Origin of the sequence: Mesorhizobium sp. LNHC221B00 (genome assembly GCF_000502935.1) — a bacterium.
Lineage (GTDB): Bacteria > Pseudomonadota > Alphaproteobacteria > Rhizobiales > Rhizobiaceae > Mesorhizobium > Mesorhizobium opportunistum.
Genome location: NZ_AYWR01000026.1, coordinates 21,103 through 47,639, shown reverse-complemented (window position 1 = coordinate 47,639; position 26,537 = coordinate 21,103). Strand labels below are relative to the sequence as shown.

Sequence of the window (26,537 nt, the reverse complement as noted above, 5' to 3'; positions counted from 1 at the left end):
AGGAGAACTACGATGGACACAAACTTCGATTCAGAAAGCCGTGAGATATTCGTTGTTGGTTTGCGCAACGCCCACGCCATGGAAAACCAGGCGCTATCGATAATGAAACCCCAAGTCGAGCGTATTGAGAATTATCCAGAGGTGGCCGATCGTTTGCGTCGGCACATTCAGGAAACCGAAGGCCAGATCACGCGACTTGAGGCCGTCCTGGACGGTCTCGACGAAGAGCACTCCACTCTCAAGGATACGGCGTTGTCGATGGTTGGCAGCATGGCTGCCATGGGACATTCCATGGCCGGCGACGAGATCATCAAGAACAGCCTGGCGAATTTCGCATTCGAAAACTACGAGATCGCCGCTTACAATTCGCTATTGGTGCTGGCCGAGGCCGGTGGTTTTCAGGACGCCGAAAGGGTTCTCAAGCAGAATTTGAGCGAAGAGGAAGCCATGGCCAATTGGCTGAAGGAAAACCTGAGCGACGTCACCTTGCGCTATGCCAAGTTGCGCGAGGCCGGGGAAACCGCAAAGAGCTGATCCAATGGGGCGCGGGCGTCCATGACAGACGCCCTGCCCCGGACCGCACCCGTCAGCCCGTCCGTTTCGCGGTGAAGAGATTTCGCTGACGGACCAGTTCGTCCGCGATGGGCTGACGGAGGCGTCGCATGCCATCGGCTTGAATGACCGAAAACAGCCCCACCTCCGCATGTCGCGAATTGTCCCAGCCGGGGTAGGCTGTTATCGGGTACAGGCAAATGCCCTCGATCGGCGCTTCCGAACTCATGGCGGCGCGCACCTCGTCGCAGACATAGTGGAGCCAAGCCGGCCCGCCGGATCCCTCGGAACCGGTCTCCGCAATGAACATCGGCTTACCGTACCGATGAGCGACTTCGAGCAACATTTCCGACAAGGCGCGGTACTCATGATGTCCCATCGGTATCGTCGGTCCGTTCAGGTACCATTGATTGTGCGGGTAAAAATTCAGGCCCACGATATCGACAACATCTTCGCTCCCGCCCAACTCGGGTTCGACGTGGCCCAGCAACATGTCGTAAGCTTCGAACTGCCCCTGACGGGCGTTTTCGGCCCGACGCCGTTCGCCGCGGGTCCCATCGCGAGGAGCGATATGGATAAGCGGCTCGGCCCAGACAAATCTGCAGGCGGGGTCGATCTCGCGCATTGCACGCACGCCCGCGATGGCAGCCTTCACGAGATGCCGCTTGAACCATCCCCGTTCTTCCGGCCCCACGCGCGGGAAATAACCGACTTCAACGGCCCATGCGAAAAAGGAGATCTCGTTGATCGGGCAAAACAGAGGCGGTGTTCCGGCGATCGAACGGTGCACTCTCACGGCTTCTGCCGCGAACGAGGCATAGGCATCGACGAAATCCGTCGATCCCTGGTCGACATGGTCTGGAGATCCGTAGTGGAAGATGTCCCAGATGACTTGGACACCTGCCGACCGGGCGGCCTCGACCATCGGTGCCCAACTTGACCAGTCATAGGTCCCGGGAGCGGTTTCGATCAGATGCCACCGCAGCCCGTCGCGAATGGTGCGAAGGCCGAGTTCGGCGCAGCCGCGGTAGTCGCCTAGGGCGTGCAGATTATGCGAGGTCGCACGGATAAGGTCGAGGCGAACGCCGTCCTTGCGTCGGTGCGAGGAGCACTCAAAGCCCGCCATGAAAAAACTGGCGAACCGCGAAACTTCCGTATCCGAAGCCTCCGCCTGGTGCTCGTGCCTGCGTCCCATATCGCTCATTCGAAGTCTCCTTCGGGCAGTCGGCTCCAACCGCCTTGCTCGGACCGGGACGGGGTGGCGTTGCTCAGTCCGGCATACCCTCATCCCCTAGCCCTTGCCTGACCGGGTAATGCCGAACCGATTGGTCAAGGCTTTGTTCCTGTGGTGATGCCGGGAGTTGGGTTGCGAATGAGGAACAAGGAGGCCCGCGCCAAGTTCGGGCGATGTACACGGCCGCCGATCAACCCGAGCGGCTGCTCGGCAACAACAGAGGCACGGGATCACATGACCGTTCAGATTCAACTTTCCGAGATCGACCACGCCAGACGCGAGGATCGTGGCGATGGCGCTTGGAGCATCGCACCGGATTTGGGCTATTTGCGGCTGGCAATCGTCAATGTCGTGTTCTTCGGCGCGCCAGGCGGCGGTGATCGGAACTGGGTGCTGATCGACACGGGGTTGCCGACGTCGCGCAGCAGCATTCTCGCGGTCGCGGAAAAACGGTTTGGCACGAACGCGCGGCCAGCCGCAATTATCCTGACCCACGGCCATTTCGACCATGTGGGGCCGGTTCTGGACCTTGCCAATAAGTGGGACGTGCCTGTCTTCGCGCACCCGCTTGAGCGTCCTTACTTGGACGGGACAACATCCTATCCGCCGCCGGATCCGTGGGTCGGGGGTGGACTGATGGCCCTGCTTTCACCGCTTTTTCCACGCGGGCCGATCGATCTTGGCAGCCGTTTGGAGATCTTGCCGGGCGACGGATCGATCCCCGGAATGCCCGGATGGCAATGGCTGCATACACCCGGGCACGCTCCTGGCACATCTCGCTCTGGCGCGAGGAAGACGGCTCGCTGATCGTGGGGGACGCGTTCATCACCACCGGCCAGGAGTCCGTCTATGAGGTTGCTGTCCAGGATCTCGAGATGCATGGCCCGCCGCGCTACTTCACGCCGGACTGGGAAGCGGCTGAACGATCCGTTAAGCAACTGGCTGCGCTAAAGCCGCGGATGGTCATCAGTGGACACGGCGCGGCCGCTGCGGGAGCGGGCATGCGTCAAGCTCTCGAAAGCCTGGCTGAGCGGTTCAGGGAGTTCGCCGTCCCGCCCAAACTGAAATTCGTGCGCGAGCCAGCGACGGTCCCAAATAGTTGAGTTCGGTCTGTACGAACGACAGTATTCCGCGGCTGCTCCGATAATCCAGCGCGGGGCGAAATCGACGGGATCCAGAACCCCCACACTGCGACCGCGACCGACAACCATGCGCGGGCGCGTCGGGAACAAACCAAGGCGGCGCCAGTTAGGACGTCCGTTCGCGGCGGCGAAGTGCATCGAAGTTCTGCGTCAAGGTAAGCCTTCAGATGGAAAACGCGATGAACGCGTGCCCTTATGACGCGTCCCCTCCAGGGTTCAAGGCGAAGCCGGTGTTGTTGCCATCCAGCGCCAAGTTGGCGAGCGCACTGCTCTGGACCCCGGCAATCGCAGTCTTGCCCGGTTGCGCGGGCGGTGTGCTCGACCCGCAAGGGCCCATTGGCTGGGGCAACCGCACGATCCTCTTGAACTCATTGGCGGTGATGCTGGTGATCGTTGTTCCGACGCTTGTTGCGCTCCTAGCCTTCGCATGGAAATTCCGCGCCTCGAACAGCAACGCCCGCTATGATCCGGAGTTCACCTATTCGGGGCGCATCGAGTTGATCGTCTGGTCGATCCCGACGCTCACCATCCTCTTTCTTGGCGGGCTGATCTACTACGGATCGTACCAGCTAGATCCGCGCAAACCGATCCCTTCCGCGCAGCCACCGCTCGACATTGAAGTGGTGGCGCTCGACTGGAAATGGCTGTTTCTCTATCCCGAGCAGGGTGTGGGCGCGGTCAACCAACTGGTCATCCCGGCCGGCGTTCCGGTGCGTTTCAAGCTGACCTCGGCCAGCGTGATGAACACGTTCTTCGTGCCCCAGCTTGGCAGCATGATCTACGCTATGAACGGCATGCAGACCGAATTGCATCTGCAGGCCGACCGCGAAGGCAGCTATTTCGGTCAGTCGGCGCACTTCAGCGGCGACGGCTTCTCGGATATGAACTTCAAGGTGAGCGCGGTTTCAGCTGATGCCTTTGCCCGCTGGGCCTCGTCGCTGCGCGGCGGCGGCGGCGTGCTCAACGCCAATGCGTATCGTGAGCTCGCCCGGCAAAGCACAAACGTGCCGCCGGCCGCGTTCGGCCATGTGCAGCCTGGGCTGTTCGACGCAGTTGTTCAGCAGACACTGCCGCCGGGTCCGGGACCTTCTGAAAGCGCGTCCAGCGGCGAGCCACAGGTGAGTCCAAAGGCAAGCCCCGCGGCGGCGGCGCCACCGATGGCGCATAGTCCACAGGCAAAAGGGGTAGAATGACGATGCTGGGCAAGCTCGACTGGTCGGCCATTCCTTTTGATCAACCCATCCCGCTCGGTGCAGCGCTCGGCGTCTTTCTGGCAGCAGCCGCCGTGCTTGGCTGGATTACGGTGAAGGGCTACTGGCCCTATTTGTGGAGCGAGTGGATAACCTCCGTCGACCACAAGCGCATCGGCGTGATGTACATTGTGCTGGCGATGCTCATGCTTCTGCGTGGCTTCGTCGATGCCATCATGATGCGCACACAACAGGTGCTGGCGATCCACGGACCGGGCTACCTGCCGCCGGAGCATTACGACCAGATCTTTTCCGCACACGGCACGATCATGATCTTCTTCGCGGCGATGCCTTTCATGATTGGCCTGATGAATTTCGTTGTACCGCTGCAGCTTGGCATACGCGATGTCGCTTTTCCGACGCTCAATTCCGTCAGCTTCTGGCTGACGGCTTCCGGAGCCCTGCTGGTCAACATCTCGCTTGTCGTCGGCGAATTCGCGCGCACCGGCTGGCTGCCCTATGCTCCGTTGTCGGAAACCACCTACTCACCGGGTGTCGGTGTCGATTACTATCTGTGGTCGATCCAGATCTCCGGTGTCGGAACGCTGCTTACCGGCGTCAACCTGGTGACGACTATCCTCAAGATGCGCGCGCCCGGAATGGGGTATCTGCGAATGCCGATGTTCTGCTGGACCTCGCTCGCCTCCAACCTGCTCATTGTCGCGGCCTTCCCGATCCTCACCGCCACGCTGGCGATGCTGACGCTGGACCGCTATCTCGGCTTCCATTTCTTCACCAATGAAGCCGGCGGAAATCAGATGATGTTCGTCAACCTGATCTGGGCCTGGGGCCATCCCGAAGTATACATTCTGGTGCTTCCCGCCTTCGGCATCTTCTCCGAGGTCTTCTCGACATTCTCGTCAAAGCCGCTGTTCGGATACCGTTCGATGGTCGCGGCCACGATGTTCATCTGCATCGTCTCGTTCATGGTCTGGCTGCATCACTTCTTCACCATGGGCGCCGGAGCGGACGTCAATGCAGCCTTCGGTATTGCCACGTCGGTCATCGCGGTCGGCACCGGCGTGAAGATCTATAACTGGCTCTTCACAATGTATGGCGGGCGCGTTCGCTTCGACACGCCGATGCTTTGGGCGCTCGCTTTCGTGACCACCTTTACCGTCGGGGGCATGACTGGCGTTCTGCTTGCCGTCCCGCCGGCCGACTTCGTGCTGCACAATTCACTTTTCCTCGTCGCACATTTCCACAACGTCATCATTTCGGGCGTGCTGTTCGGCGCGTTCGCCGGCTTCACCTACTGGTTTCCCAAGGCGTTCGGCTTCCGCTTGCACGAAGACTGGGGAAAGGCGGCATTTTGGGTCACCTTGGCCGGCTACATGCTGGTCTTCGTACCGCTCTATATCGTCGGTCTGCTCGGCATGACGCGGCGCCTGCAACATATCGACATGGATCTTTGGGCGCCATGGCTGGTGGTGGCCGCATTCGGCGTGCTGGTGATGATCGCCGGCGCCGCACTGCAGATCGCACAGCTTCTCGTTTCGATCCGGCATCGCGACGAACTCCGCGATCAGACCGGCGACCCGTGGGATGGGCGTTCGCTGGAATGGTCGACATCGTCGCCTCCCCCCGTCTTCAACTATGCGCGGCTGCCTCACGTCGAGGATGAAGAGCCCTACTGGCGCATCAAGCAACGAGGGATCGAGCAGAACGCAGCCGAGGAAAAGGAATACGAGCCTATCGAGATGCCGCGCAACAGCCCGACAGGCTTCGTCACCGCCTTCTTCGGCACGCTGATCGGCTTCGCGCTGATCTGGCACATATGGTGGGTGGCGATCGTCGGCTTCATCGGCGCCTACATCACCTTCGTCGTCTTCGCCTGGCGCGATCATGGGGACTACGAGATCGCCGCCGACGAGGTCGCGCGCATCGACCATGACCGCGAGGCCTCGCAGTCGGCCTGGCTGCGGCGCTGGGAGCGGCCGGCATGAGCGATCACGCATTCTCCAGCGTCATCACCGCCGGCACCCGGACACGCGACCCCTACCGGCTTGATCGCGCCGATCGGCATGGCGCGCGATCCGCGACAGGCCACGGAGAGGGCGGCCCAGCCTCCAAGTTCGTCACCGTGGCCTACGGGTTCTGGATCTTTCTCCTGTCGGACATCATCATCTTCTCAGCCTTCTTCGCCGCCTATGCCGTCCTCGCCAAGGCGACCGCCGGCGGACCCACCGGCAAGGAATTGTTCGAGCCCACCCGCGTTGCCGTGCAGACGGGTCTCCTGCTCACGTCGAGCTTCAGCGGTGGCCTGGCAACGCTCGCGACCCACCGCAGATCGATCGCTGCCACGCAGTTTTGGCTTCTCGTCACCGGGTTGCTCGGGGCAGCCTTCCTGTTCCTGGAGGTGCAGGAGTTCGCGGCAATGATCGCCGAGCAGGCAGGCCCCTCGCGCAGCGCATTTCTTTCAGCCTTCTTCGCGCTCGTAGGCTGCCACGGGACCCACGTCGGACTTGGCCTGCTCTGGCTAGGCACAATGATGGCGCAGCTATGGGTAAAGGGCTTTCGGCCGGACACTTTGCGACGGCTCCATTGCTTCGGCCTTTTCTGGCACGCACTCGACATCATCTGGGTTGCCATCTTCACCCTGGTCTATCTGCTGGGAGTATCGCCATGACCGAGACTGAGAGCAGGCCCGGCGAAATACAGGACCGCCGCGATTCAGCACCGGGCGAGGAACGCATCACAGAGCACGAAATGGCTGGGGGGCTTTTGGGCTACCTGCTCGGCTTCGGCCTCGCCATCCTGCTGACGATTGCCGCATTCATGGCGGCGCAAACGAACCTGATATACCAGCCGGCGGTGATCTCGGCGCTGGTGGTGCTCGCTGTCGCGCAGATGGGTGTGCATCTCGTTTTCTTTCTGCACCTGACCACCGGGCCGGACAACACCAACAACATCCTGGCCCTCGCCTTCGGCGTGCTGATCGTGGCGCTGGTGGTTCTGGGCTCGGTCTGGATCATGGCCCACCTGAATGAGAACATGGCTGCCATGACGGCCCATCAAGCCGGAAAGATGCCTTGAGCGAGCAGCACCCCCGCCCGAGCACCGGAGCTCATCTACCGGAATTCAACAGGCCAAACGAGCGCTCTCTTCCAGCTCATTTGGCCGACACAAGGGTCTCTTTCCTGCGCGCCGGTGACTTGCGGCGAACGCGCCGCTTGGCAACGGTGCTCAGCGCAACCGGCAGATCCCTCGATAGCGCCCCCGTCACCGCGCTCACCATGTCGAGCGCGACGAAGTCCGCATTGATGGCGTTGGCTAATTTACCGGTCGTCTCTCCATGGTCCTCGCCGTTTCCTCCCCAGAACACAACGCCCACCCGTATCGCTGGATTGATGCGTTTTATGCGCCGCACCATAAACCGCGCATGTTTGACGGAGTTGCGGTTCAAGAACCCGATCACGACAGTGTTCAGCCCATCCAGCTGCAGCCGGCGAATGCTAGCCGGAAGCAGCTCTGCAAAACTGGCCTTTGACGTGACCGCGCCTTGGGTCAGCAACACCTGCCCAAGCATCGCCGCCGCCGCGTCGTCGAGTTCGCCGCGTCCGCCGGCACAAACTACGGCCAGGCCGGTGCCGTCCGGGAGATCGATGTCCTGTCCCACTTCCGCATCGATCGCCTTCTCCTTGTCCGAACCAGACGCATCACCGGCGGCGAGATCGTCCTCCTCCGCTTCCTCCTGAGCGCTGTCGTCAAGATTCGCCACCAATATCTGGGCGCTGGCAGCCAGCTGCCGCAGTTGGTGATCATCCATCACGCCCCTGACGCGGTCTTGTTCTCCGAGCAGCAGGGCGGGAACCGCGACCTTGCCGTAGAACTCGAACAGATATTGTTCCTCTAGAATTTCCTCGGCGTGGTCCGTGGCTTCGTCTGGATCGCCGGCCAGCAGACGCTGATACAGCCGGGCATGTGGCTCGAGCACCGGTTCGTTGCCAAACAGAACGTCGAGGAACTCGAACTGGGCCACATGCCTGCCCAGCACAACGAGACAGACTGTGAGCGGAGTAGACAAAACCAGGCCAAGAGGTCCCCACAGCCACGTCCAGAAAATCGCGGCTACGATGACGGCCAAGGGAGAGAGCCCTGTACGGGATCCGTAGAGCCAAGGTTCGACTACGTTGCCAGTTATTATTTCCATGATCACGAACAGCGCGGCTGTCCATAGTACGAGCGACCAGCCGGGAGCCACGGCCAGAGCAAGGAACAAGGGCAGCAGTGCACCGATGATAGGACCAATATAGGGAACGAAGCGCAGCGCTAACGCCAGCAACCCCCACAGCAGTGCATTGGGGATCCCAAGGACCCATAACCCGATCGAGATGGGAACGGCATACAAGATNCATACAAGATGTTCACGACCAGTTGCATGAGCAGATAGCGGCCGAGCCGCTTGCCGGCGTCCTGTAGCGCTTCGGTGGTTCTGTGAAGGTCGCCGTAGCCGACCAACCTTATGAACCGATCGCGAAGATCCTCGCGCTCGAGCAGCATGAAAATAACGACGACGATTATGAGCCCCGCCGACGCCAGCGGACTGATAAGCGGGGCGATCAGTTTTTGCAGGATTTCGAGCGGCCTTTCGCGCGATACGATCTCAACGGGTACCGGTTCGCGTTGAGGCTGGCTGGCTGCTGGCTGCGAGGGCTCCTGTTTGTTGATCTCCTGGCCGACGCGCTCGATCACCCCGGTCAACCTGGCGATGATGCCGCCGCCGACGCCAGTTTCTTTAAGGGACCTGACCTTGGTCAGGATATTCGCCTGATAAAGCGAAACATTCTGTGCCAGCTCGCCGACTTGCGTAACGACGACGAAGGAGAACAGGGCGAGCGCCGAGAAGGTGCCAAGCACGCTGGAGATGACGGCCGCAAGGCGGGGAATGCCGATCCGTCTGAGCGCGGAAACCACCGGCGCAAGCGCGAAGGTCAGCAGAAGCGCGATGGCGATGGGAAGGAACACGTCGCGACCGAAATACAAGGCGGCAACGACTGTCACGACAGTCGCCACCGTGGGCAAAGCAGTGCGCGGGTGTGCCGTGATCCCTGTGTTGATGTCCCTCAACAGAGGAACAGAGGGTTGCGCGCCGTTTAGCCGACTTGTCGCCATCCAATTCTCCTGCCCAACTTCGCATGATCAGACATATTCAGGCGGAGCGCAACTTGTGCTGCAAGCTCGAGGGGAGTCCCGCTGGAGCCGGTAATCCGAGCGAATCCTCCATGCGCGGCGCCGTCGCGAGGCGCCTTGGATCGGGCCGAATTCCCACGCACGCCGCAACAGTTGCGGGGGTGATATTGCGCGCTCGACAGTCGCTGCAGATTCAATCAATCATGTCACTCGACTGGCGGCGCGCATGGCGTCAAGTGCCATGCGAACTGCTGCGGTGTCTGACACGCGGGACAGGGTCGGCCTGAAAATCAAGCGACCGTTTCGATATTCCAATCCCTTGCTATTGCGCCATTGGGCGGCCACCGGCTTGTTGCGCAGGGTAATCGCGATGGCTTCAGGACCCACATCGACTTTGGCCATACCCAGTTCCGACGCTGCTATTCGCAACCTGGTAAGCTCCAGCAAAACGGCTACTTCGCCGGGCATGTCTCCAAAGCGGTCCTCGAGCTCTTCGCTGAACGCGTCGAGGTCCGACTCCGAACGCATACGAGAGAGCCGCGCATAGAGGCCAACACGCACCGTCGGCTCGTTGACATAGGTCTCGGGAAAAGCCCCTTTTTCCAGGCCAGCGATGTCGGCAAGTTGCCTGTCAGGGCCGGGTCTTCTTCCAGCCGCCGAAACCGCCCGCTCCAGCAGATGCGCATAGAGGCCCGCACCGATCAGCTTCATATGTCCAGCCTGATCTTCGCCGAAGAGATCTCCGGCCCCGCGCAGGTCAAGGTCCCTCTGACTGATCGCCAGGCCGGAGCCAAGCCGATCGAGCGCAAGCATCGTCGAAAGTCGGGCCCTGGTGCTGTCGGCCAGTTCAACGCCAGGCTCGGTCAGAAGAAACGCAATGGCCTGCACCGCTCCTCTACCGACCCGGCCGCGAAGCTGGTGTAACTGTGCCAGACCGAACCGATCCGCTCGCCACACGATGATTGTGTTAGCCCGTGGAACATCGAGCCCGCTTTCGATGATGTCGGTGCTCAACAAGATGTCGCCATCGCCGTTGGCGAAACCGACCATGATTTCGTCCAGCTGTCTCCCTTTCATTTCGCCATGCGCCGTCTTGACCTCGAGTTCCGGCGCCAGTCTGTTTAGCTGGTCGCGGACCCTGGCAATCTCCTCGATGCGCGGGACCACGAAGAAGCTCTGTCCGCCCCTTTGAAATTCACGCAAAAGGGCCGCGCGCACCGATGCCGGATCGAACGCCGCCAAGATCGTGCGGACGGGGCGCCGTTTGGCGGGCGGAGAGTTTAGGACGCTGACATCCTGGATACCCGACAACGCCGATTGCAGCGTCCGGGGTATCGGCGTGGCGCTCATGCTCAGCGTATGAAGGCAGGGCGCCCTGTTCCGCAGGGCCTGCTTCATCTTGACACCGAAACGGTGCTCCTCGTCGATCACCATCAGTCCGAGATCGGCGAAGGTGACGCTCTCGGACGCCAAGGCTTGGGTGCCCACAACGATCGCAACATGGCCGCTCCGCAGGCCCTCTTTTGCCGCTCTTGCCTCGGCCGCCCCGACCATTCTTGAAAGGTGAACGACCTTGAGCCCCGTTCCCGCAAAGCGGCGGCTGAACGTCTCGTGATGCTGGCGCGCCAACACNAGTTGTCGGCGCCGCGACCGCAACCTGTTTTCCGCAGAGAGCGGCTGCCGCGCAAGCACGCAGGGCAACTTCCGTCTTGCCGAAACCGACGTCGCCGCAGACGAGCCGGTTCATTGTTCTTCCCGACGCAAGATCGTCGAGCACAGCGCGGATGGCGACAGCCTGGTCGGGAGTCTCGGTGTAGGGGAATTTCGCCGCAAAACGGGCCAAGTCCGCGCGGGAGGGCTTCATGATCTCGGCAGACTGGCTGGACCTGACCTTTGCGAGGCCTACCAGGCGCTTGGCCAGCCTATCGATCTCGCGCAACGCAGCTTCGCGTCGCTTGGGCCAGCCCTCGCCGTTGAGGCGATCGAGCGACACTGCCTCCGGTTCCGAGCCGTAGCGCCATATTCGCTCAAACTCATCGACCGGAACCAGCAAGGAAGCCCCGCCATCATATTCCAACCTGACGACATCCTGTCTTTGGCCGGCCACGTCGACCTGTTCGACGGCCATGAGCAAGCCCAGGCCGTGATCTTCGTGGACGACGACGTCGCCGATGCGCAGCTCGGGTTCGGGCATGCCTGCGGCCGCGCTCCCATTCGCCTTCAAAGCGGGACCAAACAGGTCGGCCGCGGTCACCACCGCTATATCGGATTGCGCGTCGACAAACCCTTCGTCGAGAACGAATTCAGCCTTGAGAAGAGAGCCCCTCGCGGCCGAAAGGATCTGCGGCAAGTCGGCGGCTTTCTCGGCCCGTCGACCTAGCTTCCGATCGAGCAGCCGATCTGCTCGCTGCAACTCGGAGGCATCGCCGGTGAACACCACACTGGCCCCGGTGCTCGTCTGCCTTTTGACGAATTCCGCGAATTCATGCCCTGGTCGGGCCCGGCGAAAGAATTTGGGAACTGGGGCAGCAGAAACGGAAAGTCTTGTGGAACAGCGGCTACGCACAGCAGCATCCCACTCGTCTCGCGACAGGTAGAAATGTTCAGGCAAAGGTTCTTTCCGTCCGGCAGCTACCTGTCTGGCACGGCGTGCATCCTCGACCAGAGCCAGAACCCTGCCGAGCGGCTGACCGTCGGCCTCTTCAAGAAAGGAGATCGAGGCGCTCGACGCCGCATCGAAAACAGACGGCATATCGCCGTACAAGGCGACTATGCGTTCTTCCATCGAGGTCGTGCGCATGGCTGCCAACGCGGGGTGGTCCCCGGCTTCAAAGATGAGCTCGGATGCCGGTCCGACGGTAATCGAGTGACACGTCCGTTCGCTGAGCTGACTGACTGGATCATAGGTCTTGAGTTCGCGAATGCAGCTGTCCGGGCCGACGACGATGCGAACGGGGCCATCCGCGCCAGCGGGAAAGATATCCACCACATCGCCCCGAAAAGCGATCTCACCCGGTTCATCAACCCTTTCGTCGACAACATAGCCAATTGCTTCGGATCTCATTCTGAAACCGTCCCGGTCGAACTTTTGTCCCACCTCCAGAACCGTGAAACCGCCAGCAATGACCGGAGCAGGCGGCACCCGTTGCAGGCTGGCTTCGATCGACATTACAGCGATGCGCGGGCGATCGGGCTCTGTTGCGATCTCACGCAACGCGCAAAGTCTCCGCCCCATATTGGCGCGTGTCGGCCACACCCTGTCGTAAGGCAAGCAATCCCAGGACGGCAGGAAGATGATGTCCGCGCGGGGGAGGAACTGATGCAAAGCCCCGGCGATCTCCTCGGCGATGTGTTCCGAGGCAGCTATATGGACGATGTGCTTGTCGGGACTGGCCTCAAGCCCGCCGGCCAGCGCTGCCGCCATTGCCGAAGATGGCGGGACGACGCGCTCTGTCGCGAAGCAGTTATCATCCGTGTGACCGATTTGTCCGACATCCGTCCGCGAAACATGCCTGTTCACTGAAATCTCACCTTGCCCGCAGGAGAACGCCAGCGGAGCCACCCTGTTCCGTGGCACGCATTAAAAGTGTCCTAGGACCGGGCCGCGGTGCGGGATTGCCATGAGAGACGAGTGGCAAGGTCAAAGCCGAACCACCATGGCGAGTTCCCGAAGCTGCTCACCAGCGGGACAATTTGGGACCGAGCCTATGTCATAGGTTAATGCACTGCTGTCCGGGTCCCTCTATGGCTGCCCTGAAAAGTTGGTGGTTCGATCATTTCCGGAATCTTCAATCGCGCTCGACGTCGGCAGGATGCTCCACGCGTGAACCACGCCGAGCGGTGCCGCCTCCGCCGCCTCGCCGTACCTCATCGCGCGATGCAATCGGTCCGGAAACTGGCCACCGGAACTTTTGGCGCGAATAATAGTTCGATCACCAACATCAGCTAGGTAGTCAGTTTGTCTCCCACCTCATCCTCGGATGTGCTCGTTCGCAAACTTCAGACCATCTCGGATATTCGGGAGGCTGATATCGGCGTCCTAAGAAGCATTCCGATCCAAGAGAAGGATTATTTGGCCAACCACGACCTGGTGCGTGAGGGCGACCATCCTGTTTACTCGTTTGTCGTGCTGGATGGTTTGGTCGGTTCGACCAAACATACAGGCGAAGGAAAGCGACAGATCACATCCTTCTTTGTGGCCGGCGACATTCCTGATCTGCACGGGCTGCATCTGTCGATCATGGATTGTAACTTCTCAACTCTTACGCCGGCCCGAATAGGCTTCATGCGGCACGACACTCTACGCTCCGTCTGCGACCAACATCCCCGTATCGCCGCCGCTTTTTGGCGATCGACATTGATCGACGCCGCGATTTACAGGGAGTGGGTCACCAATGTGGGAAGGCGCGAGGCTTACACCCGCATGGCTCACATTCTGTGCGAACTTATTTTTCGCTTGCGCTCCGTCGGACGCATCCAGGATCACGTGGCGGATATTCCCATCACACAGGCAGCCCTCGGCGATGCACTGGGCTTGTCTACGGTCCACGTCAATCGCATGCTTCAGGAACTACGACGGAGAGGCCTCATTGCCACCTCGGGGTCACAAGTGCATGCACTGGACTGGGCTGGCCTCACTCATGCAGGAGATTTCGACACGACCTACCTGCATCAAAGGAACCCCGCGGATTAGTGGTGACGGAAGCTCTCCGATGGCACGATTTTACTTCGATAGCGGCGATCGTGATTTGTTTTTCGAGGATGAGATAGGTGTCGAATGTGCTGGCCTCGATGAGGTGCGCCGCGCGGGATTCGAGGGCCTTATCGACCTCACGAGAGAGTCCCTGAAGAGCGTCGACGGGGAGCAATTGTTTGTCGAAGTGCGCAATGAGAATGGCGATAAGATTTTGCGGCTGAGCCTCTCACTTCAGGTCAAATTGATGAAATAGGTTTGGACGCTCCCATTCGCGTCAGACCGGCCGGATTGGGACTGCATACATTCGCTGCGAGCCATATCCGCCCCAGGAATACGGCATCGGCTATCATCGATACGGGAAGTGTGATCCGCCCCGCCTCCAGGCAGTATTCCTGCCGGTCGACCATCGGGCGGCCAATCACATGACCGTCTGAACCTGCGGCGTGACACGCAGGTTTCTTCACCCGCCGCGGTTTGTGATGCAAGACCGGGAACCATCAAGGAGCCGCCGAGTTCGACCCACGGACAAGCTCGGGTTCTCAACATGGAAGAAATCGGCAAGGCACAACAGAAGGCCATGGCCCGTCTCATACGTCAGTGGATTTCATCGGAGGCCAGTCGCCGCCAGTTGCGCCAGTTGCTGGATCTGCCAACCGACGCGGACATACCCAGAGAGCATCGGTCATTGCTTGACGAGCTCGACCGAAAGCTCGAGCAGTGAGAGCGCCCTGCTTCCAGGAGGGCTCCCGAGACGGTTGATTGTTGGGGGGCCAATTTTCTTTGAAGCCCTTGGAACCGCAATCCCACAAGCTGGTTCATGTTGTCTGACGATGGACACGGCAATGAAACGAAAAGCAGACAAAGCGAGCCGGGTGGCGAAAGGACAGGAGCTTGAGGTCGAACATCTGGTCGAGGTCACCGACGTTGACCCGAAACAGGCACGCACGCTACTGCCCCGACATGGCGCCGATTGGCCGAAACTCAAGGACCAGGCGGAAGCCCTGAAGAAGGAAGACTAGCCGTTACCTTCCCAGCGGTTGTCGGGAAAGCTGTTCGAGTTCGGTCTCGTCGGTTATCCCCGCTTGGTAGTAAGCAAGGATGCGCGATGCCCGCTGTTCTCTCTCGGTTTCAGTCTCGTTTTTGATATTGCTGCGTGCCAGGACGCGGCTCAGTATGGCAAGCTCTGACGGGGTGAATGCGTCTCTATGCATTGAATCTCAACTCCGCGCCGCCCGCCTCGCGAGGGAGCCGAGGCATCTGAAGCAGTGGGGTTCCAATCACCGACGCCGGACAATTGTGCACAAGGATTGTCCAGCCTGCGCTAACGCTGGACAGGAAAGAATGTTCCGTCGGGTTTTCGCGGGGTGACAAAGGCTCGGGCGGCCAGGAGCCTGCTGATGTTTGGGATTTGCGCCCAGGAACATGACGCGGGATAAGGGATTCAAGACTTCGAGTTGCGGCATGTGATCCAGTCAACAGTCCGAGCCGAGGTCCGATGCCTAGACGTGAGCTTCTGGACCTTGCTGCGCGTTTAAGAGTTGGGAAACGGCTGTTATGATCTGCGGCAGAAAGAAGGGTTTGGTGATCATTATGCTGTTGGGCACACCTTCCGATCCCCAGTGTTCCGCGCTATCGCCACTGATATAGACAACCGGGATGGTCGAATTGGATCTTCGCAAATGCCGAGCGACCTCCCACCCCGATTGTCCCGGTCCCAAACGGATGTCCGTGAGGGCGGCCCTGAACTTGGTTGGATCGGGATCGAAAGCCGCCAGCGCCTCGGTGGCATTCCGAGTGCCAACGACCTGGAAACCGGCCTCCTCCAAGGCTGACTCTAGGTCGAGCAGGATCATGGTCTCATCTTCGACGATCAGAACAGCACCTTCGCTCATCCGGGATTTCCCAAGTCGCCACCGCTACTACGATTTCGGCATCAAAGTGGTTCCATCCGACACGCTCCGGCCGGTTGGTTGCATTTGAACTCCGCGCTGCCGCGATTGCGTGACGTCATGAAGCCGACTTGGAGAACGGCGACCGGAATAAGCTGCTTCGACAGCCTCGAGGCCCAGATAACGGGCTAATTACAGGCCTGTAGCGAACTCTTGAACCGCGCGAGGTTCCTTCGCTGTAAGCCCTTGTGGGTCGGTCCGCGGCCGAGGCTTGCGATGATGCCTTTGATCAAGCTTCCTGATCTCCAGATGCTTGCTGGATCTGCGTCATCACCTTTCGGGGATCGACATTCTCGGCCAGTTGCGGCAGCTCTTTGTCAGCCGGTGTCGACACGTTCAGACGCGCTGTCAAGGCAGCCACCATCTCGATCAGCCGCGTGGTTTCATGTTCGTTGAGAAGGCTGATCTGCAAATCAAGTTCCGCTCGGCGTTCGCTGGTTTCGGCCATTCTGTTCTGGTTGATCAGCACGAAAGTTGACAGGAAGATTGCCTCGACCGAGGCCATCATGGCCAAGATCACAAAAGTCGGGTCCCAAGCTGGGATGGCCGGTATCGCGCCAAGGTTCGCGAGGATCCAGGCGACAAGGATTGCGAGATGCAGATAGACGAAAGCCATGCTTCCCGCGAAGCGCGAAACAGCGCCGGCAATCCGCACCTGAACGCCTTGGTGCTCCTCCTCTTTCCGCCTGTGCTCGACCAGGGCCTGGATGTTCTGGTGGAGCACCGACTGCATGTCGGTCGGACGTTGGTCGCTCATTTGGGAGCCCCGTTTGAACAACGATTTCGTGCAAGCGGCGTCACTTGTCGCCCGCCTGGAACCTCTGCGAGGCCGAACCCGCCTTGCCGGCACGCGGCTTAAGTCGCGGCCGACGGGATCCTTGGGACAAGGCGTGCGATCCCGCAATCGCGTGCACGATGCCGACCACTGCCCGCGGTGCGCTCTGATGAACCATATGGCCCGTGCCGGGGATCACCTCGAGGAAAGACCCCCCGATTTCGGCATGCAGGCGTCGTGCATCCCCTTCCGCGTCGAACAACCGGTCTTCGGCTCCCGCCAGGATCCCGGTCGGCACGGCAATGTCCTTATAGCTGGCCTTCCTCGACAGGGCCGCGGCTAGCATCAATGCCGACTCCGAACAAACCGCGCGCAGTTGCGAGGGGCGGCTGGCGACATCCTTGGCGAATGCGGCGAAGTCGCTGGCGATCGCGGCGGGTTGAAAGATCTTCTCCATTGCCCAAGGCCAGGCGAGCCTCACAAACAGCGGCAGCACGGTGTGGCGAAACGCCGTGCCGATCACGGGCAAGGCCGGCCGCGCGGCCAGTGCAAGATCCAGCCGCGGTGGCGGATAGTAATAGCCGGAGACCAGCACAATGCCGGCCACCGATGGAGAATGCCTTCGCGCCAACTCGAGGGCGATCCAAGCTCCCCAGGAATGTCCGAGCACGAGATATTTCTCGATGCCCAGCCGGCCGACTGCGGCATGTATCAGGTCGGCTTGGTCGCGAGCGGACCAGCGCCGGCCGCGCGGCCGTGGGGTCCGCCCGAAGCCGGGGCGGTCAAATGCGAGAACCCGGTAGGTCTTTGCCAGCTCATCGAAGATGCCGCTCGACCTGAAATCGTCCGCCATGGACCCGTTGCCATGCAGGAGAAGCAGCGGCATGCCGGTTCCAGCTTCGATAAAATGCAGGCGCAGATCCTCGATCTCCATCACCCGTCCATATGCCCGGCTGGCAATCGCACGTTTGGCGCGGACGGCGTTGTATCCCGCCAATGCCGCCAATATGGCCACGAGCAGCCCGGCCGCGAGTTTCGATCCATCTCTGTCGAACGCCATGCTCGTGCCTGTTGGAAGATGTGTGTGTGAGCCCAACCTTCGGGGTCACAGCTTGTTCCGTCAGACAAGGACGACGCGTCAACCGGCGAAACCTTCTTGGCGGTTGGTGGTTGATGCTGATCGGCAAGATGAACTCGACAAGCGGAGAGCAACATTGAATGGGCACCTCAAAGCGTGATCCGGGGCGTCAGATGATCCGGGTCGCGACCTTCAATGTGAATGGCGTCAACGGACGATTGCCGGTGCTGCTCAAATGGCTGGGCGAGACGCATTGCGACATCGTGTGTCTTCAGGAATTAAAGACATCGGACGAGAAGTTTCCAGCCCAAGCCATCAGGAACGCCGGCTTCGGAGCGATATGGCATGGGCAGAGGTCATACAATGGCGTAGCTATTCTCGCTCGAGGCAAGCTGCCGCATGAGCGTCGCCGCGGGTTGCCGGGTGACCTCGATGACACGCACAGCCGGTACATCGAGGCGGAGATCGACGGCCTTGTCATCGGCTGTCTCTACTTGCCCAATGGCAATCCAGCGCCTGGTCCGAAGTTCGACTACAAACTCCGCTGGTTCGAGCGTTTGATCGACTACGCACGGCTCCTGCTCAGGGACACCCCTGCCAGCGTGCTCTGCGGCGACTATAATGTAGTGCCGACGCCGATCGATGCCGCAGTCCCGGCAAGATGGCTCGGCGACGCCGTCTACTTTCCAGAGAGCCGGCAAGCTTACGCCGACATGCTGGCTGAGGGTTGGATCGACGCAGTCAGGCTGATCCATCCCGAAAGGGGCGTCTATACCTATTGGAATTTCTCCTACCGGGGCGGTTACGATCGCAGCTCCGGTCTTAGGATGGACCATCTTCTCGTAAGCCCCTCGCTCATGAACAGGCTGAGTGGCGCGGGCGTGGATTTTGCGGTGCGGGGATGGGAGAAGCCGAGCGATCACGCGCCAGCCTGGATCGAGCTGGACTGGCCCGGCTAAAGCGAAAATCGAACTTCAGCCCGAGCGCATGACGCCAGGTTCTTGCGTTTCCTTGGGCTGCTCCGGATTCTGGGAAGCGGCGATCAGATCCTGGAAAGCCAGGACGGCGACGGATTGTGGACGACCGACCCTCAAACGTCAGGCAGCGCTGCTGCCTTCCATTTTCCAATCCCCTTGCCAACGTGCGCGCACGGCAATTGTCAGCATGGCCGCTTCCGTCATCCCTGTCTGGAAAAGCCTGACCAGCTCTCTTGCGATGGAATGGGCCGCCGCGCTGTCCGGCAGAATTGCAAATTCCTGGCACATCGCGTCGAAAACCGCGCGAAGGGTGTCCAGATCATTCGGTGAGAGAGCTTCCGTGTTCGTGCGAATAGGTCGGTCAAGCATCAAGCGTCTCCAAACGAGCAAGAGTACGATGGTCGCTCCCAAGCAGCGGAGCTCGTTGCATGCCCGCTGATCCGACGTTTATGCGGCGCGCCGCACCGCGTGTCATTAACCTATGATGTACCGGCACAACGGTCCGTGCACGCAAGATCGCAATCTGCAAAGCGATATCGGCTCGTATCGCGTGTACTGTCGACCCGTCAGTCGGGAGCGTTCCATACTGTAACGGAACTCTTGGCCGTCGACCGCATTATCCAGTCCGGGCAAAACGGGGGCGATATGGGGGTCAGTTCGCGCGATGATCGATCTGAACTGGAGCGCTTCGAGCTTCTGGCAGCGCTGGGCGATCGCATTCGCGAGATTGCTGATCCTGCCGATCTAGCCTACGCAGCCGCGGAACTGCTGGGTAACCATTTTGGCGTCAGCCGAGCCGGATACGGCACGATCGATCTCGATAATGAGACGATCACCATCGACAACGATTGGAACGCGCCGGGCATCAAAAGCCTGGCTGGGACGCTGAATTTCAGGAACTACGGCTCGTATATCGAGGACTTGAAGCGAGGCGACACCGTTGTTTTCGAAAATGCCGAGACGGACCCGCGAACCAGCGACCATGCGGACGCCCTAAAAGCCATCAGCGCTCAATCTCTCATCAACATGCCGATTACCGAGCATGGCGGTTTGGTGGCGCTGCTGTATCTGAACCACTCCGCGCCCCGACGCTGGGCCAAGGAGGAAGTAACCCTCATTTCGGAAGTCGCGGACCGGACGCGTACCGCGATAGAGAGACTTCGCGCCGAGAAGGCCTTGCGAGAGAACGCCGAGCGCCTCGCCTTTTTGGACCGCCTCGGCAGAGAGATTGCCCTCGCAGCCGACGCCGACGCTGTCATGGAGATCACCACACGGCTTCTCGGCGAACATCTTGGCGTCTCGATTTGCGCCTATGCCGACATGGAGCAGGACCAGGATCATTTCACAATCCGCGGCGACTGGAGCGCACCCGGCTCGCCCAGCATCAAAGGACATTACAGTCTTGCCGATTTCGGCCACCTGGCTGTCAGCAAGCTCAGCGCCAATCGGCCGCTTATCATCAACAACAACCTTGAGGAAATTGCCCCAGAGGAAGCAAAGACCTTTCAGGATATCGGCATAACGGCAACCATCTGCATGCCTTTGGTCAAACAGGGCCGGCTGGCTGCGTTGATGGCCATCCACGACAAGCAGGCCCGCGTCTGGTCGCAGCGCGAACTGTCCTTGCTGACCGAGGTGACGGAACGGTCCTGGGCTCACATCGAGCGCGTCCGCTCGGAACAGGCGGCCCGGGCGAGCGAGGAGCGGCTGAGGCTTGCTACCGACGCGGCCGCTATTGGCACCTGGGACTACGATCCCGTAACCGGGGTGCTGCGTTGGGACGCCCGGTGCAAAGCCCTTTTTGGCCTGCCGCCGGAAGCGGAGGTGACATATGAGAGCGCCTTTTTGGTGGGCCTCCATCCAGAAGATCGGGCACGGGCCGACGAGGCCGTGCGCCGGGCGCTGGCGCGGGACACGTCTTCGCGCTACGACATTGAATACCGGACCATCGGTTTGCGGGATGGCAAGGAGCGCTGGATTGCCGCAACCGGTGAATCGTTTTTCCGATCCGGCCGCGCGGTCCGCTTTATCGGCACCGTCATCGACATCACCGAACGAAAGCGGGTGGAACATCAGCTTCAGTTGATGAATGCCACCGCTGCCGCCGTTGCGGCCGAGCTTGACGTGGAGCGGATTGTCCAGACAGTCACTGATGCCGGCGTAGCGCTGTCGGGCGCACAATTTGGAGCTTTCTTCTACAATGTGATCGACGACAAGGGCGACAGCTACATGCTCTACGCCCTGTCGGGGGCACCTCGTTCTGCCTTTGAGAACTTTCCCATGCCGCGCAACACCGCGGTGTTCGAGCCCACTTTCCGCGGTACAAGCGTCGTGCGCTCCGACGATATCCTCGCCGATCCGCGTTACGGAAAGAACTGGCCCCGCAAGGGCATGCCAGAGGGCCATCTGCCGGTGCGTTCCTATCTTGCCGTGCCGGTCGTCTCGCGTTCTGGCGAGGTGCTGGGTGGTCTCTTCTTTGGTCATTCAGAGACCCGCGTCTTCGCCGAACAGCAAGAGGCGGCCTTGCTGGGGCTTGCGGGCCATGCCGCGACGGCAATCGACAACTCCCGACTGTTCAAGGCGCTGCAGACACTCAACGCCACGCTCGAACAACGCGTCATAGACGAAGTCGCCGAACGCACCAAGGCGGAAGAGCACCTGCGCCAGGCTCAGAAGATGGAAGCTGTCGGACAGCTCACCGGTGGCATCGCGCACGACTTCAACAACATGCTGGCCGTCATCATCGGCGGCCTGAACCTTGTGCAGCGCAAGCTCAGAAACGGCGACACCAACGTCCACCAATTCGTGACCGGCGCGATCGACGGAGCACAACGTGCGGCAGAACTTACCAAGCGACTGCTCGCCTTTTCCCGCCAGCAACCGCTGGCGCCGAAGCGGCTGAACCCAAATCGCCTTGTCTCCGGCATGAGCGAATTGCTGAACCGGACGCTTGGCGAGACCATCCAGATCGAGACCGTGCTCGCCGCTGGATTATGGCATGTGGAGGCGGACGCAGGGCAATTGGAAAGCGCGCTGCTCAACCTTTGCGTCAATGCACGCGATGCCATGCCCACCGGTGGAAAGCTTACGATCGAGACGTCCAATGCCCACGTCGACGACCGCTACGCCAGGGAGAACGCAATCCCTTCCGGCCAGTATGTGATGATAGCGGTTACGGATACCGGAATCGGCATGACTGCCGATGTTTTGGCCAGAGCCTTCGATCCGTTCTTCACCACCAAAGGGGTCGGCAAGGGCACTGGGCTGGGACTGAGCCAAGTCTATGGGTTCGTTCGTCAGTCGGGCGGCAGCGTAAAAATCTACTCCGAGAAGGGTATCGGAACCACTTTGAAAATTTATTTGCCGCGTTCGCATGGCGGCGTGCTCGACAGCCAAACCGAGGCCGTGGCGGGCGAGCACCCCGGACGTGCGGACGAGATCATCATGGTTGTCGAGGATGAAGATCGCGTCCGGCTGATGGCTGCGGAAGCGCTGCGCGAGCTTGGGTATTCCGTGTTGGAGATGCAAGGGCCACGGGACGCTCTGGCAACCGTCGAAAGCGGGCAAGTGCCTTCGCTTCTGTTCACTGACGTAGTCATGCCGGAGATGTCGGGCCGGGAACTGGTGGACCGGCTCAAGAGGACACACCCGTCGCTAAAAGTGCTTTACACCACCGGCTACACGCGAAACGCCATTGTCCACAACGGCACGCTCGATTTCGGAACGGAGCTTTTGACCAAGCCCTATACTATCGACGAATTGGCGGAGAAGATCCGGAAGGTGCTGGATAGAAAGTGAAAGGGCAACTGCCGCCGGTGCTCGCTCACCAACCCTCTCCGCTTCAGCCGCGTCACCGGAGCCCGCGCTTGCCGCGCAAGGTGTGCAGCGAAACGGGCCGGAAGTCCCAGCAGTCGACACCAACATCATATTGGCGCGTCAGCGGCTTCAATTTGCCGTGCGAATGTCCGTGCAGATTTATCGACTTCTTGCCCATCCGGTTCCACGTCCGGAACGGATAGTGGCACAACACGATAAGCTGGGTCTCCTGCATCAGCTCCCTATAGTGCTGGACGCTGTGCCACCCGTGTGCGGCCGTTGTCTCGAAAGCATCATTGTTGCCGACCATGAGGTTCTTGCGGCCGTTTAGGTGTGCCAGCAGGGTTTCGACGTTCGATTTGCCGTGGCGCGCGAAGTCGCCGAGATGCCAGACTTCATCCTCGGGGCCGACGGTCTCGTTCCACCGGGCAATCAGCGCTTCATCATGCTCGGCCAGCGATCCGAACGGCCGGCGATCGATCCTGAGAATGCGGGGATCGTTGCAATGCGTGTCGCTTGTAAAGAAGACCATTGTCGTCGCAGCACTCCCGATTCGAGATAGCGAGGGATCGTTTCGGTGACCGCCTGCAACTGGATCTTAGCTGCCTTGGGCCGCCAACGATCCCGGCGCCGTTGGTTCGTTGCCGCCCGGCGGCTGTTGCGGCCGATACCGCCGGCTGCATGGGCTCTCTGTCGGACTGGATAACGTCGATCGATGGCACCGGCTGGCCCAAGGCCGAGCTCGACCGCTATGCCGCTATCAGAATGCCCACGTCCAGGATGAGGTGCGCAACGCCGCGTGCCTTGCTCATTGCTGTGATGGCGCGGCACGATGGAAATCTCGTTGCCGCCAGTCAACAGACGGGAGTCCCAAGTAGAAGGGAGTGCAGCCCTGATCTCTTCAATGCTTCGGAGGTCGCGTCTCCACGTCGGACGGAACAATCATCTTGCGGGGATGTTCGACATTGGCGCCTGCCTAGGCCACTTTGGCCCTGTCGTCGCTGCGAACAGCACTTCCCGCTTTGCAACGCTGGGCTTTGTCGTCCACGTCGATGGCTCTCTGGAAGTGATCGAGGCTTTTATTTCCGGCGGAAGAAGAACCGCAACCGTCACGGCGGGCGCGAGATGTTCATCCCCATCGTCCACAAGCTGGCACAAGCGTTGGCGCCGCTCGATCGTTCGGAAGGCGGGACGGTACTGAAGAATGCCTATGGGCATCCATTCGCCGAAAAGAAAGCGAATGGCTGTCGACATCGGCCGCGCTATCAACGAGCGTGAGGCCAAATGCGATGCGATGAAGCAGCGAGCGGCCCTGCGCGTCGTCAAGTAAGTCAAACCAACCGATCATGCGCCGGATGGCATATCGGCCGACCTTTCTCTTTGGGCCCATAATCGGCCCAAACGTTTTGGGCCAAGCCGTTTCCTTCGAATTCTCTCGTATGGTCTGGCGAACCAAAGGACCAAGAAGACGACTGGTTACGAGCTTCGAGATATCGCCAATGCAGCCCCAGGTCGCCAGGAACTCCTGGTAGTGAATGACCGAAATGGGTCGCGAGCGAACGGGCCGCTTTCTAGGGCCAAGGTGGGATAGAACACCATGCGGACCACCCTAGGCGAGCAATTGATAAAACCAGGGTCGACCAAGCCGATACGGTTGCGCGACAGAAGGCAACTACCCGAGGGTTTGGCTTGCTAAGGCATAGGTCCTCAACGAGCTGCCGTAAGGAACAGCGGCAATGCGTTTGCCCAGCGACATGGTCACCACCGTGTCAAATACCGGCATTCCGCTGTGCGACAAAAAGGCGGCGAACTCGCCATTGTCCATATGGGTGTCGATGCGCAGGAAAGACCCCGAATGGTCGGCCACGTGCGGCCGGACGACCGCCAACGCGTCGGCGTCGCTTACCGCCACGACCGGTCCCACGACATGGCCCCGCCCGAACGGCCGGCAGAGCGCGAAAGCGCTCAGCGTATGGCCCTTGAAAAGACCATAGCCGGCCGAGTGAACGAAAAGTTTTTCGATGAGAGCCGCCCGCCTCACGCCGAACCCGGCCGCGTCGAGCGCGATCACAGCGGCAATGTCATTTTCGCCCAAACTTCGGACATCGCCTCGAATATTTGCCGGCCTGCCCGTCATCTGCAAGCTGGCGATGCCCTGGCATTGATAGACGGTCTTCTCCGGCTGGAAGTCCAGCGAGAGATAGAGCCGCCTTGCCGCGCGCGTTGCATTCAGGCGCAGATCGCGCCCGGCGACCTTCTCGAAGACCCGCTTCATCAGCCATTGCCCCGCCCCCAGCGTCTGCAATCGCGGCGAGGTGATGACCATCCCCACTGTGGCGAAATCGGCACCATGCGCGAACCACATGGCCGAGCCGAGAACGCGGCCGATCTCGTCGAGCGCCACGAACCCGTATCCCATTTCGCGAAGGAACTGCCAGTCCTCAGCGCGATGCGGCCATCCCACGGCGAGCGAGTGTGCGTGCAAGCGGTCCAGTTCGACGCCTTCGATGTCGCCGATCCGCATCGAGAAAGTGTCGATTTTCAAGCTTCCGGACAGCTTCAAGTCCATGTCCCTACAAGATTGTCCTACCGAGCGCGGCACAACGACGGCCACCCTCTGCCCGCCAACGCTAAACGAGCGGACCGGTACGATTAGCTCGAAAGCCGCGCGGCAACGCAAGATTCAACTGAAACATTTCAGCTTTCGGCACGCAATCGCGAAAGAATGCACACACTCTCTCTGGAAATCTAGCAGCATATGGTCGACGGCTCCGATCCGGCGAACCCGAACGTTTTGAGGACTGGAATGGACGTCTTCGACATCCTCGATCGTCTCGTCGCTTTTCCAACGGTCGCCGGCAGGCCGAACGGCGATATCGCGGGCTGGATCAAGACCTATCTCGCTGAACACCGAGTTCAGGTCACCGTGCTTCCGGGGCCGGAAGGCGATCGTTCCAATCTTTTCGCGACGATCGGCCCCGCCGATGTCCCGGGCTACATCCTGTCCGGCCATATGGACGTCGTTCCCGCCAGCGAGCCGCAATGGAGTTCGAGCCCTTTCGCACTGCGCAAGGAGGGGGAACGGCTCTATGGACGCGGCACCACGGACATGAAGGGGTTTCTTGCCGCGGCACTCGCGGCCGTGCCCGCGCTGACGGGACTGCGCCTTGCCGGGCCTATCCACCTCGCCTTTTCCTACGACGAGGAGGTCGGATGCCGTGGCGTGCCGCATTTGATCGCCCGCCTTCCCGAATTGTGCGCGAAGCCGTTGGGCGTCATCGTCGGCGAGCCGAGCGGCATGCGCGCCGTGCGCGGCCATAAGGGTAAGGCGGCCGCCCGCGTGATCGTCAACGGGCGCTCGGGGCATTCCTCGAGGCCCGATCTCGGGCTCAACGCCGTCCATGCCATGGCCTATGTGCTGAGCGCGGCCGTGAGCGAAGCCGAGCGGCTGACACACGGTCCATTCGACGCCGCCTTCGAGCCGCCCTACTCCTCGCTGCAGGCGGGCGTCGTGGCAGGCGGACATCAGGTCAACATCATCCCCGGCGCCTGCACTTTGGACCTGGAGGCACGCGCCATACCTGGTGTCGACCCGGCAAGCCTGCTCGCGCCGGTCAAGGCGCGGGCAGAGGCCCTCGCGGCCGACGGCTTTCGTATCGAGTGGAGGCCGATGAGCGCTTATCCGGCGCTGTCGCTGCCTCAGGATACGGCGCTTGCGGCACTGCTGGGCGAACTGACCGGCGATGCGCCGCTCGCCGCCGTCAGCTACGGCACGGAGGCCGGGCTTTACCAGGCCGCCGGGCTCGATGCGATCATTTGTGGACCCGGCGACATAGACCGCGCCCACAAACCCAACGAATACATCCTTGCCAGCGAACTCACCGCCTGTCAGCGAGTGATCGAGGCTCTGGGCGTCCGCTGCGCGGCATGAGAGG

General features: G+C 60.8%; 20 protein-coding genes and 4 pseudogenes. 13 read left to right on the top strand and 11 right to left on the bottom strand.

From position 1 onward, the window contains the following. Positions 1–12 precede the first annotated feature (12 nt). A complete protein-coding gene (locus tag X741_RS141340; protein WP_031250463.1) occupies positions 13–534 on the top strand; it encodes a ferritin-like domain-containing protein in 522 nt (173 codons plus the stop codon). A gap of 52 nt (positions 535–586) precedes the next feature. Here X741_RS141340 and X741_RS141345 read toward each other — a convergent pair whose 3' ends face one another. Next, entirely contained in the window at positions 587–1,756 is a 1,170-nt protein-coding gene (locus tag X741_RS141345; protein WP_023780053.1) for a hypothetical protein, read from the bottom strand. A gap of 264 nt (positions 1,757–2,020) precedes the next feature. Between X741_RS141345 and X741_RS01000000167185 the strand changes: the two are divergent. From X741_RS01000000167185 to cyoD, 5 genes and pseudogenes are all read left to right on the top strand, one after another. Then, positions 2,021–2,889: pseudogene (locus X741_RS01000000167185) on the top strand (MBL fold metallo-hydrolase). A gap of 206 nt (positions 2,890–3,095) precedes the next feature. Beyond that, the gene (gene cyoA, locus X741_RS05015; RefSeq protein ID WP_031250462.1) at positions 3,096–4,121 is read left to right on the top strand and encodes a ubiquinol oxidase subunit II; all 1,026 of its coding nucleotides are present in this window, start codon (positions 3,096–3,098) and stop codon (positions 4,119–4,121) included. Between the two features lie 2 nt (positions 4,122–4,123). Continuing rightward, positions 4,124–6,124, top strand: coding sequence for a cytochrome o ubiquinol oxidase subunit I (gene cyoB, locus X741_RS141350; protein ID WP_032928273.1), 2,001 nt, complete (start codon positions 4,124–4,126; stop codon positions 6,122–6,124). Next, positions 6,121–6,807, top strand: a complete 687-nt coding sequence (locus X741_RS141355; protein ID WP_023780048.1) for a cytochrome (ubi)quinol oxidase subunit III — start codon at positions 6,121–6,123, stop codon at positions 6,805–6,807. The genes cyoB and X741_RS141355 overlap by 4 nt, the downstream gene beginning before the upstream one ends. Next, complete coding sequence (gene cyoD / locus X741_RS141360) at positions 6,804–7,214, top strand: cytochrome o ubiquinol oxidase subunit IV (RefSeq protein ID WP_023767906.1); 411 nt, start codon at positions 6,804–6,806, stop codon at positions 7,212–7,214. The genes X741_RS141355 and cyoD overlap by 4 nt, the downstream gene beginning before the upstream one ends. 76 nt (positions 7,215–7,290) lie before the next feature. On the opposite strand, the pseudogene X741_RS01000000167180 reads toward cyoD, so the two are convergent. From X741_RS01000000167180 to X741_RS1000000171190, 4 genes and pseudogenes are all read right to left on the bottom strand, one after another. Continuing rightward, positions 7,291–9,293, bottom strand: a pseudogene (locus X741_RS01000000167180) (AI-2E family transporter). A 219-nt stretch (positions 9,294–9,512) separates the two neighbouring features. Beyond that, positions 9,513–10,553 (bottom strand): TRCF domain-containing protein, encoded by a 1,041-nt coding sequence (locus X741_RS1000000171200; RefSeq protein WP_245272784.1) that lies wholly within the window; start codon positions 10,551–10,553, stop codon positions 9,513–9,515. Positions 10,554–10,688: 135 nt separating this feature from the next. Then, positions 10,689–10,943, bottom strand: a pseudogene (locus X741_RS1000000171195) (DEAD/DEAH box helicase); the annotation flags it as partial. A gap of 439 nt (positions 10,944–11,382) precedes the next feature. Next, positions 11,383–12,375, bottom strand: a pseudogene (locus X741_RS1000000171190) (CarD family transcriptional regulator); the annotation flags it as partial. A gap of 894 nt (positions 12,376–13,269) precedes the next feature. On the opposite strand from X741_RS1000000171190, the gene X741_RS141365 reads away from it, so the two are divergent. The 4 genes from X741_RS141365 (at position 13,270) to X741_RS05045 (ending at position 15,026) form a co-directional block, all read left to right on the top strand. Further along, positions 13,270–14,004: a Crp/Fnr family transcriptional regulator gene (locus X741_RS141365; RefSeq protein WP_031250461.1), complete on the top strand. Its 735-nt coding sequence runs from the start codon at positions 13,270–13,272 to the stop codon at positions 14,002–14,004. A 19-nt stretch (positions 14,005–14,023) separates the two neighbouring features. Next, positions 14,024–14,260, top strand: coding sequence for a hypothetical protein (locus tag X741_RS141370; RefSeq protein ID WP_023780041.1), 237 nt, complete (start codon positions 14,024–14,026; stop codon positions 14,258–14,260). A 291-nt stretch (positions 14,261–14,551) separates the two neighbouring features. Further along, positions 14,552–14,728, top strand: a complete 177-nt coding sequence (locus X741_RS1000000170050) for a hypothetical protein (protein WP_023780040.1) — start codon at positions 14,552–14,554, stop codon at positions 14,726–14,728. Between the two features lie 121 nt (positions 14,729–14,849). Continuing rightward, entirely contained in the window at positions 14,850–15,026 is a 177-nt protein-coding gene (locus X741_RS05045; protein ID WP_084018889.1) for a hypothetical protein, read from the top strand. Positions 15,027–15,506: 480 nt separating this feature from the next. On the opposite strand, the gene X741_RS141380 is transcribed toward X741_RS05045, so the two are convergent. The 3 genes from X741_RS141380 to X741_RS141390 form a co-directional block, all read right to left on the bottom strand. Beyond that, positions 15,507–15,899, bottom strand: a complete 393-nt coding sequence (locus tag X741_RS141380; protein ID WP_023780038.1) for a response regulator — start codon at positions 15,897–15,899, stop codon at positions 15,507–15,509. A 286-nt stretch (positions 15,900–16,185) separates the two neighbouring features. After that, positions 16,186–16,713 (bottom strand): DUF1003 domain-containing protein, encoded by a 528-nt coding sequence (locus tag X741_RS141385; protein WP_023780037.1) that lies wholly within the window; start codon positions 16,711–16,713, stop codon positions 16,186–16,188. Between the two features lie 40 nt (positions 16,714–16,753). Beyond that, on the bottom strand, positions 16,754–17,791 hold the full coding sequence (locus X741_RS141390) for an alpha/beta hydrolase (protein WP_023780036.1): 1,038 nt from the start codon (positions 17,789–17,791) through the stop codon (positions 16,754–16,756). 191 nt (positions 17,792–17,982) lie between these two features. Between X741_RS141390 and xth the strand changes: the two genes are divergently transcribed. After that, entirely contained in the window at positions 17,983–18,768 is a 786-nt protein-coding gene (xth, locus tag X741_RS141395) for an exodeoxyribonuclease III (RefSeq protein ID WP_023780035.1), read from the top strand. Between the two features lie 138 nt (positions 18,769–18,906). Here xth and X741_RS141400 read toward each other — a convergent pair whose 3' ends face one another. Continuing rightward, positions 18,907–19,155 (bottom strand): hypothetical protein, encoded by a 249-nt coding sequence (locus tag X741_RS141400; RefSeq protein WP_023780033.1) that lies wholly within the window; start codon positions 19,153–19,155, stop codon positions 18,907–18,909. A 276-nt stretch (positions 19,156–19,431) separates the two neighbouring features. Between X741_RS141400 and X741_RS141405 the strand changes: the two genes are divergently transcribed. Then, complete coding sequence (locus tag X741_RS141405; RefSeq protein WP_023780032.1) at positions 19,432–22,584, top strand: GAF domain-containing protein; 3,153 nt, start codon at positions 19,432–19,434, stop codon at positions 22,582–22,584. A gap of 52 nt (positions 22,585–22,636) precedes the next feature. Here X741_RS141405 and X741_RS141410 read toward each other — a convergent pair whose 3' ends face one another. Together X741_RS141410 and X741_RS141415 are read right to left on the bottom strand one after the other, a co-directional pair. Continuing rightward, a complete protein-coding gene (locus X741_RS141410) occupies positions 22,637–23,134 on the bottom strand; it encodes a hydrolase (RefSeq protein WP_023780031.1) in 498 nt (165 codons plus the stop codon). A gap of 1,140 nt (positions 23,135–24,274) precedes the next feature. Beyond that, on the bottom strand, positions 24,275–25,171 hold the full coding sequence (locus X741_RS141415) for a GNAT family N-acetyltransferase (RefSeq protein WP_023780029.1): 897 nt from the start codon (positions 25,169–25,171) through the stop codon (positions 24,275–24,277). 237 nt (positions 25,172–25,408) lie between these two features. Between X741_RS141415 and argE the strand changes: the two genes are divergently transcribed. Beyond that, on the top strand, positions 25,409–26,533 hold the full coding sequence (argE, locus tag X741_RS141420; protein WP_023780028.1) for an acetylornithine deacetylase: 1,125 nt from the start codon (positions 25,409–25,411) through the stop codon (positions 26,531–26,533). Positions 26,534–26,537: the final 4 nt, after the last annotated feature.

Bases quoted from the DNA above. Each gene is read 5' to 3' on its own strand.
- X741_RS141390 (WP_023780036.1), bottom strand. From the start codon at position 17,791: ATGGCGTTCGACAGAGATGGATCGAAACTCGCGGCCGGGCTGCTCGTG.
- X741_RS141415 (WP_023780029.1), bottom strand. From the start codon at position 25,171: ATGGACTTGAAGCTGTCCGGAAGCTTGAAAATCGACACTTTCTCGATG.
- X741_RS141400 (WP_023780033.1), bottom strand. From the start codon at position 19,155: ATGCTTGACCGACCTATTCGCACGAACACGGAAGCTCTCTCACCGAAT.
- X741_RS141380 (WP_023780038.1), bottom strand. From the start codon at position 15,899: ATGAGCGAAGGTGCTGTTCTGATCGTCGAAGATGAGACCATGATCCTG.
- X741_RS141385 (WP_023780037.1), bottom strand. From the start codon at position 16,713: ATGAGCGACCAACGTCCGACCGACATGCAGTCGGTGCTCCACCAGAAC.
- cyoD (WP_023767906.1), top strand. From the start codon at position 6,804: ATGACCGAGACTGAGAGCAGGCCCGGCGAAATACAGGACCGCCGCGAT.
- X741_RS141410 (WP_023780031.1), bottom strand. From the start codon at position 23,134: ATGGTCTTCTTTACAAGCGACACGCATTGCAACGATCCCCGCATTCTC.
- X741_RS141355 (WP_023780048.1), top strand. From the start codon at position 6,121: ATGAGCGATCACGCATTCTCCAGCGTCATCACCGCCGGCACCCGGACA.
- X741_RS141340 (WP_031250463.1), top strand. From the start codon at position 13: ATGGACACAAACTTCGATTCAGAAAGCCGTGAGATATTCGTTGTTGGT.
- cyoA (WP_031250462.1), top strand. From the start codon at position 3,096: ATGGAAAACGCGATGAACGCGTGCCCTTATGACGCGTCCCCTCCAGGG.
- X741_RS141405 (WP_023780032.1), top strand. From the start codon at position 19,432: ATGGGGGTCAGTTCGCGCGATGATCGATCTGAACTGGAGCGCTTCGAG.
- X741_RS1000000170050 (WP_023780040.1), top strand. From the start codon at position 14,552: ATGGAAGAAATCGGCAAGGCACAACAGAAGGCCATGGCCCGTCTCATA.
- cyoB (WP_032928273.1), top strand. From the start codon at position 4,124: ATGCTGGGCAAGCTCGACTGGTCGGCCATTCCTTTTGATCAACCCATC.
- X741_RS141370 (WP_023780041.1), top strand. From the start codon at position 14,024: ATGGCACGATTTTACTTCGATAGCGGCGATCGTGATTTGTTTTTCGAG.
- X741_RS05045 (WP_084018889.1), top strand. From the start codon at position 14,850: ATGAAACGAAAAGCAGACAAAGCGAGCCGGGTGGCGAAAGGACAGGAG.
- argE (WP_023780028.1), top strand. From the start codon at position 25,409: ATGGACGTCTTCGACATCCTCGATCGTCTCGTCGCTTTTCCAACGGTC.
- xth (WP_023780035.1), top strand. From the start codon at position 17,983: ATGATCCGGGTCGCGACCTTCAATGTGAATGGCGTCAACGGACGATTG.
- X741_RS141345 (WP_023780053.1), bottom strand. From the start codon at position 1,756: ATGAGCGATATGGGACGCAGGCACGAGCACCAGGCGGAGGCTTCGGAT.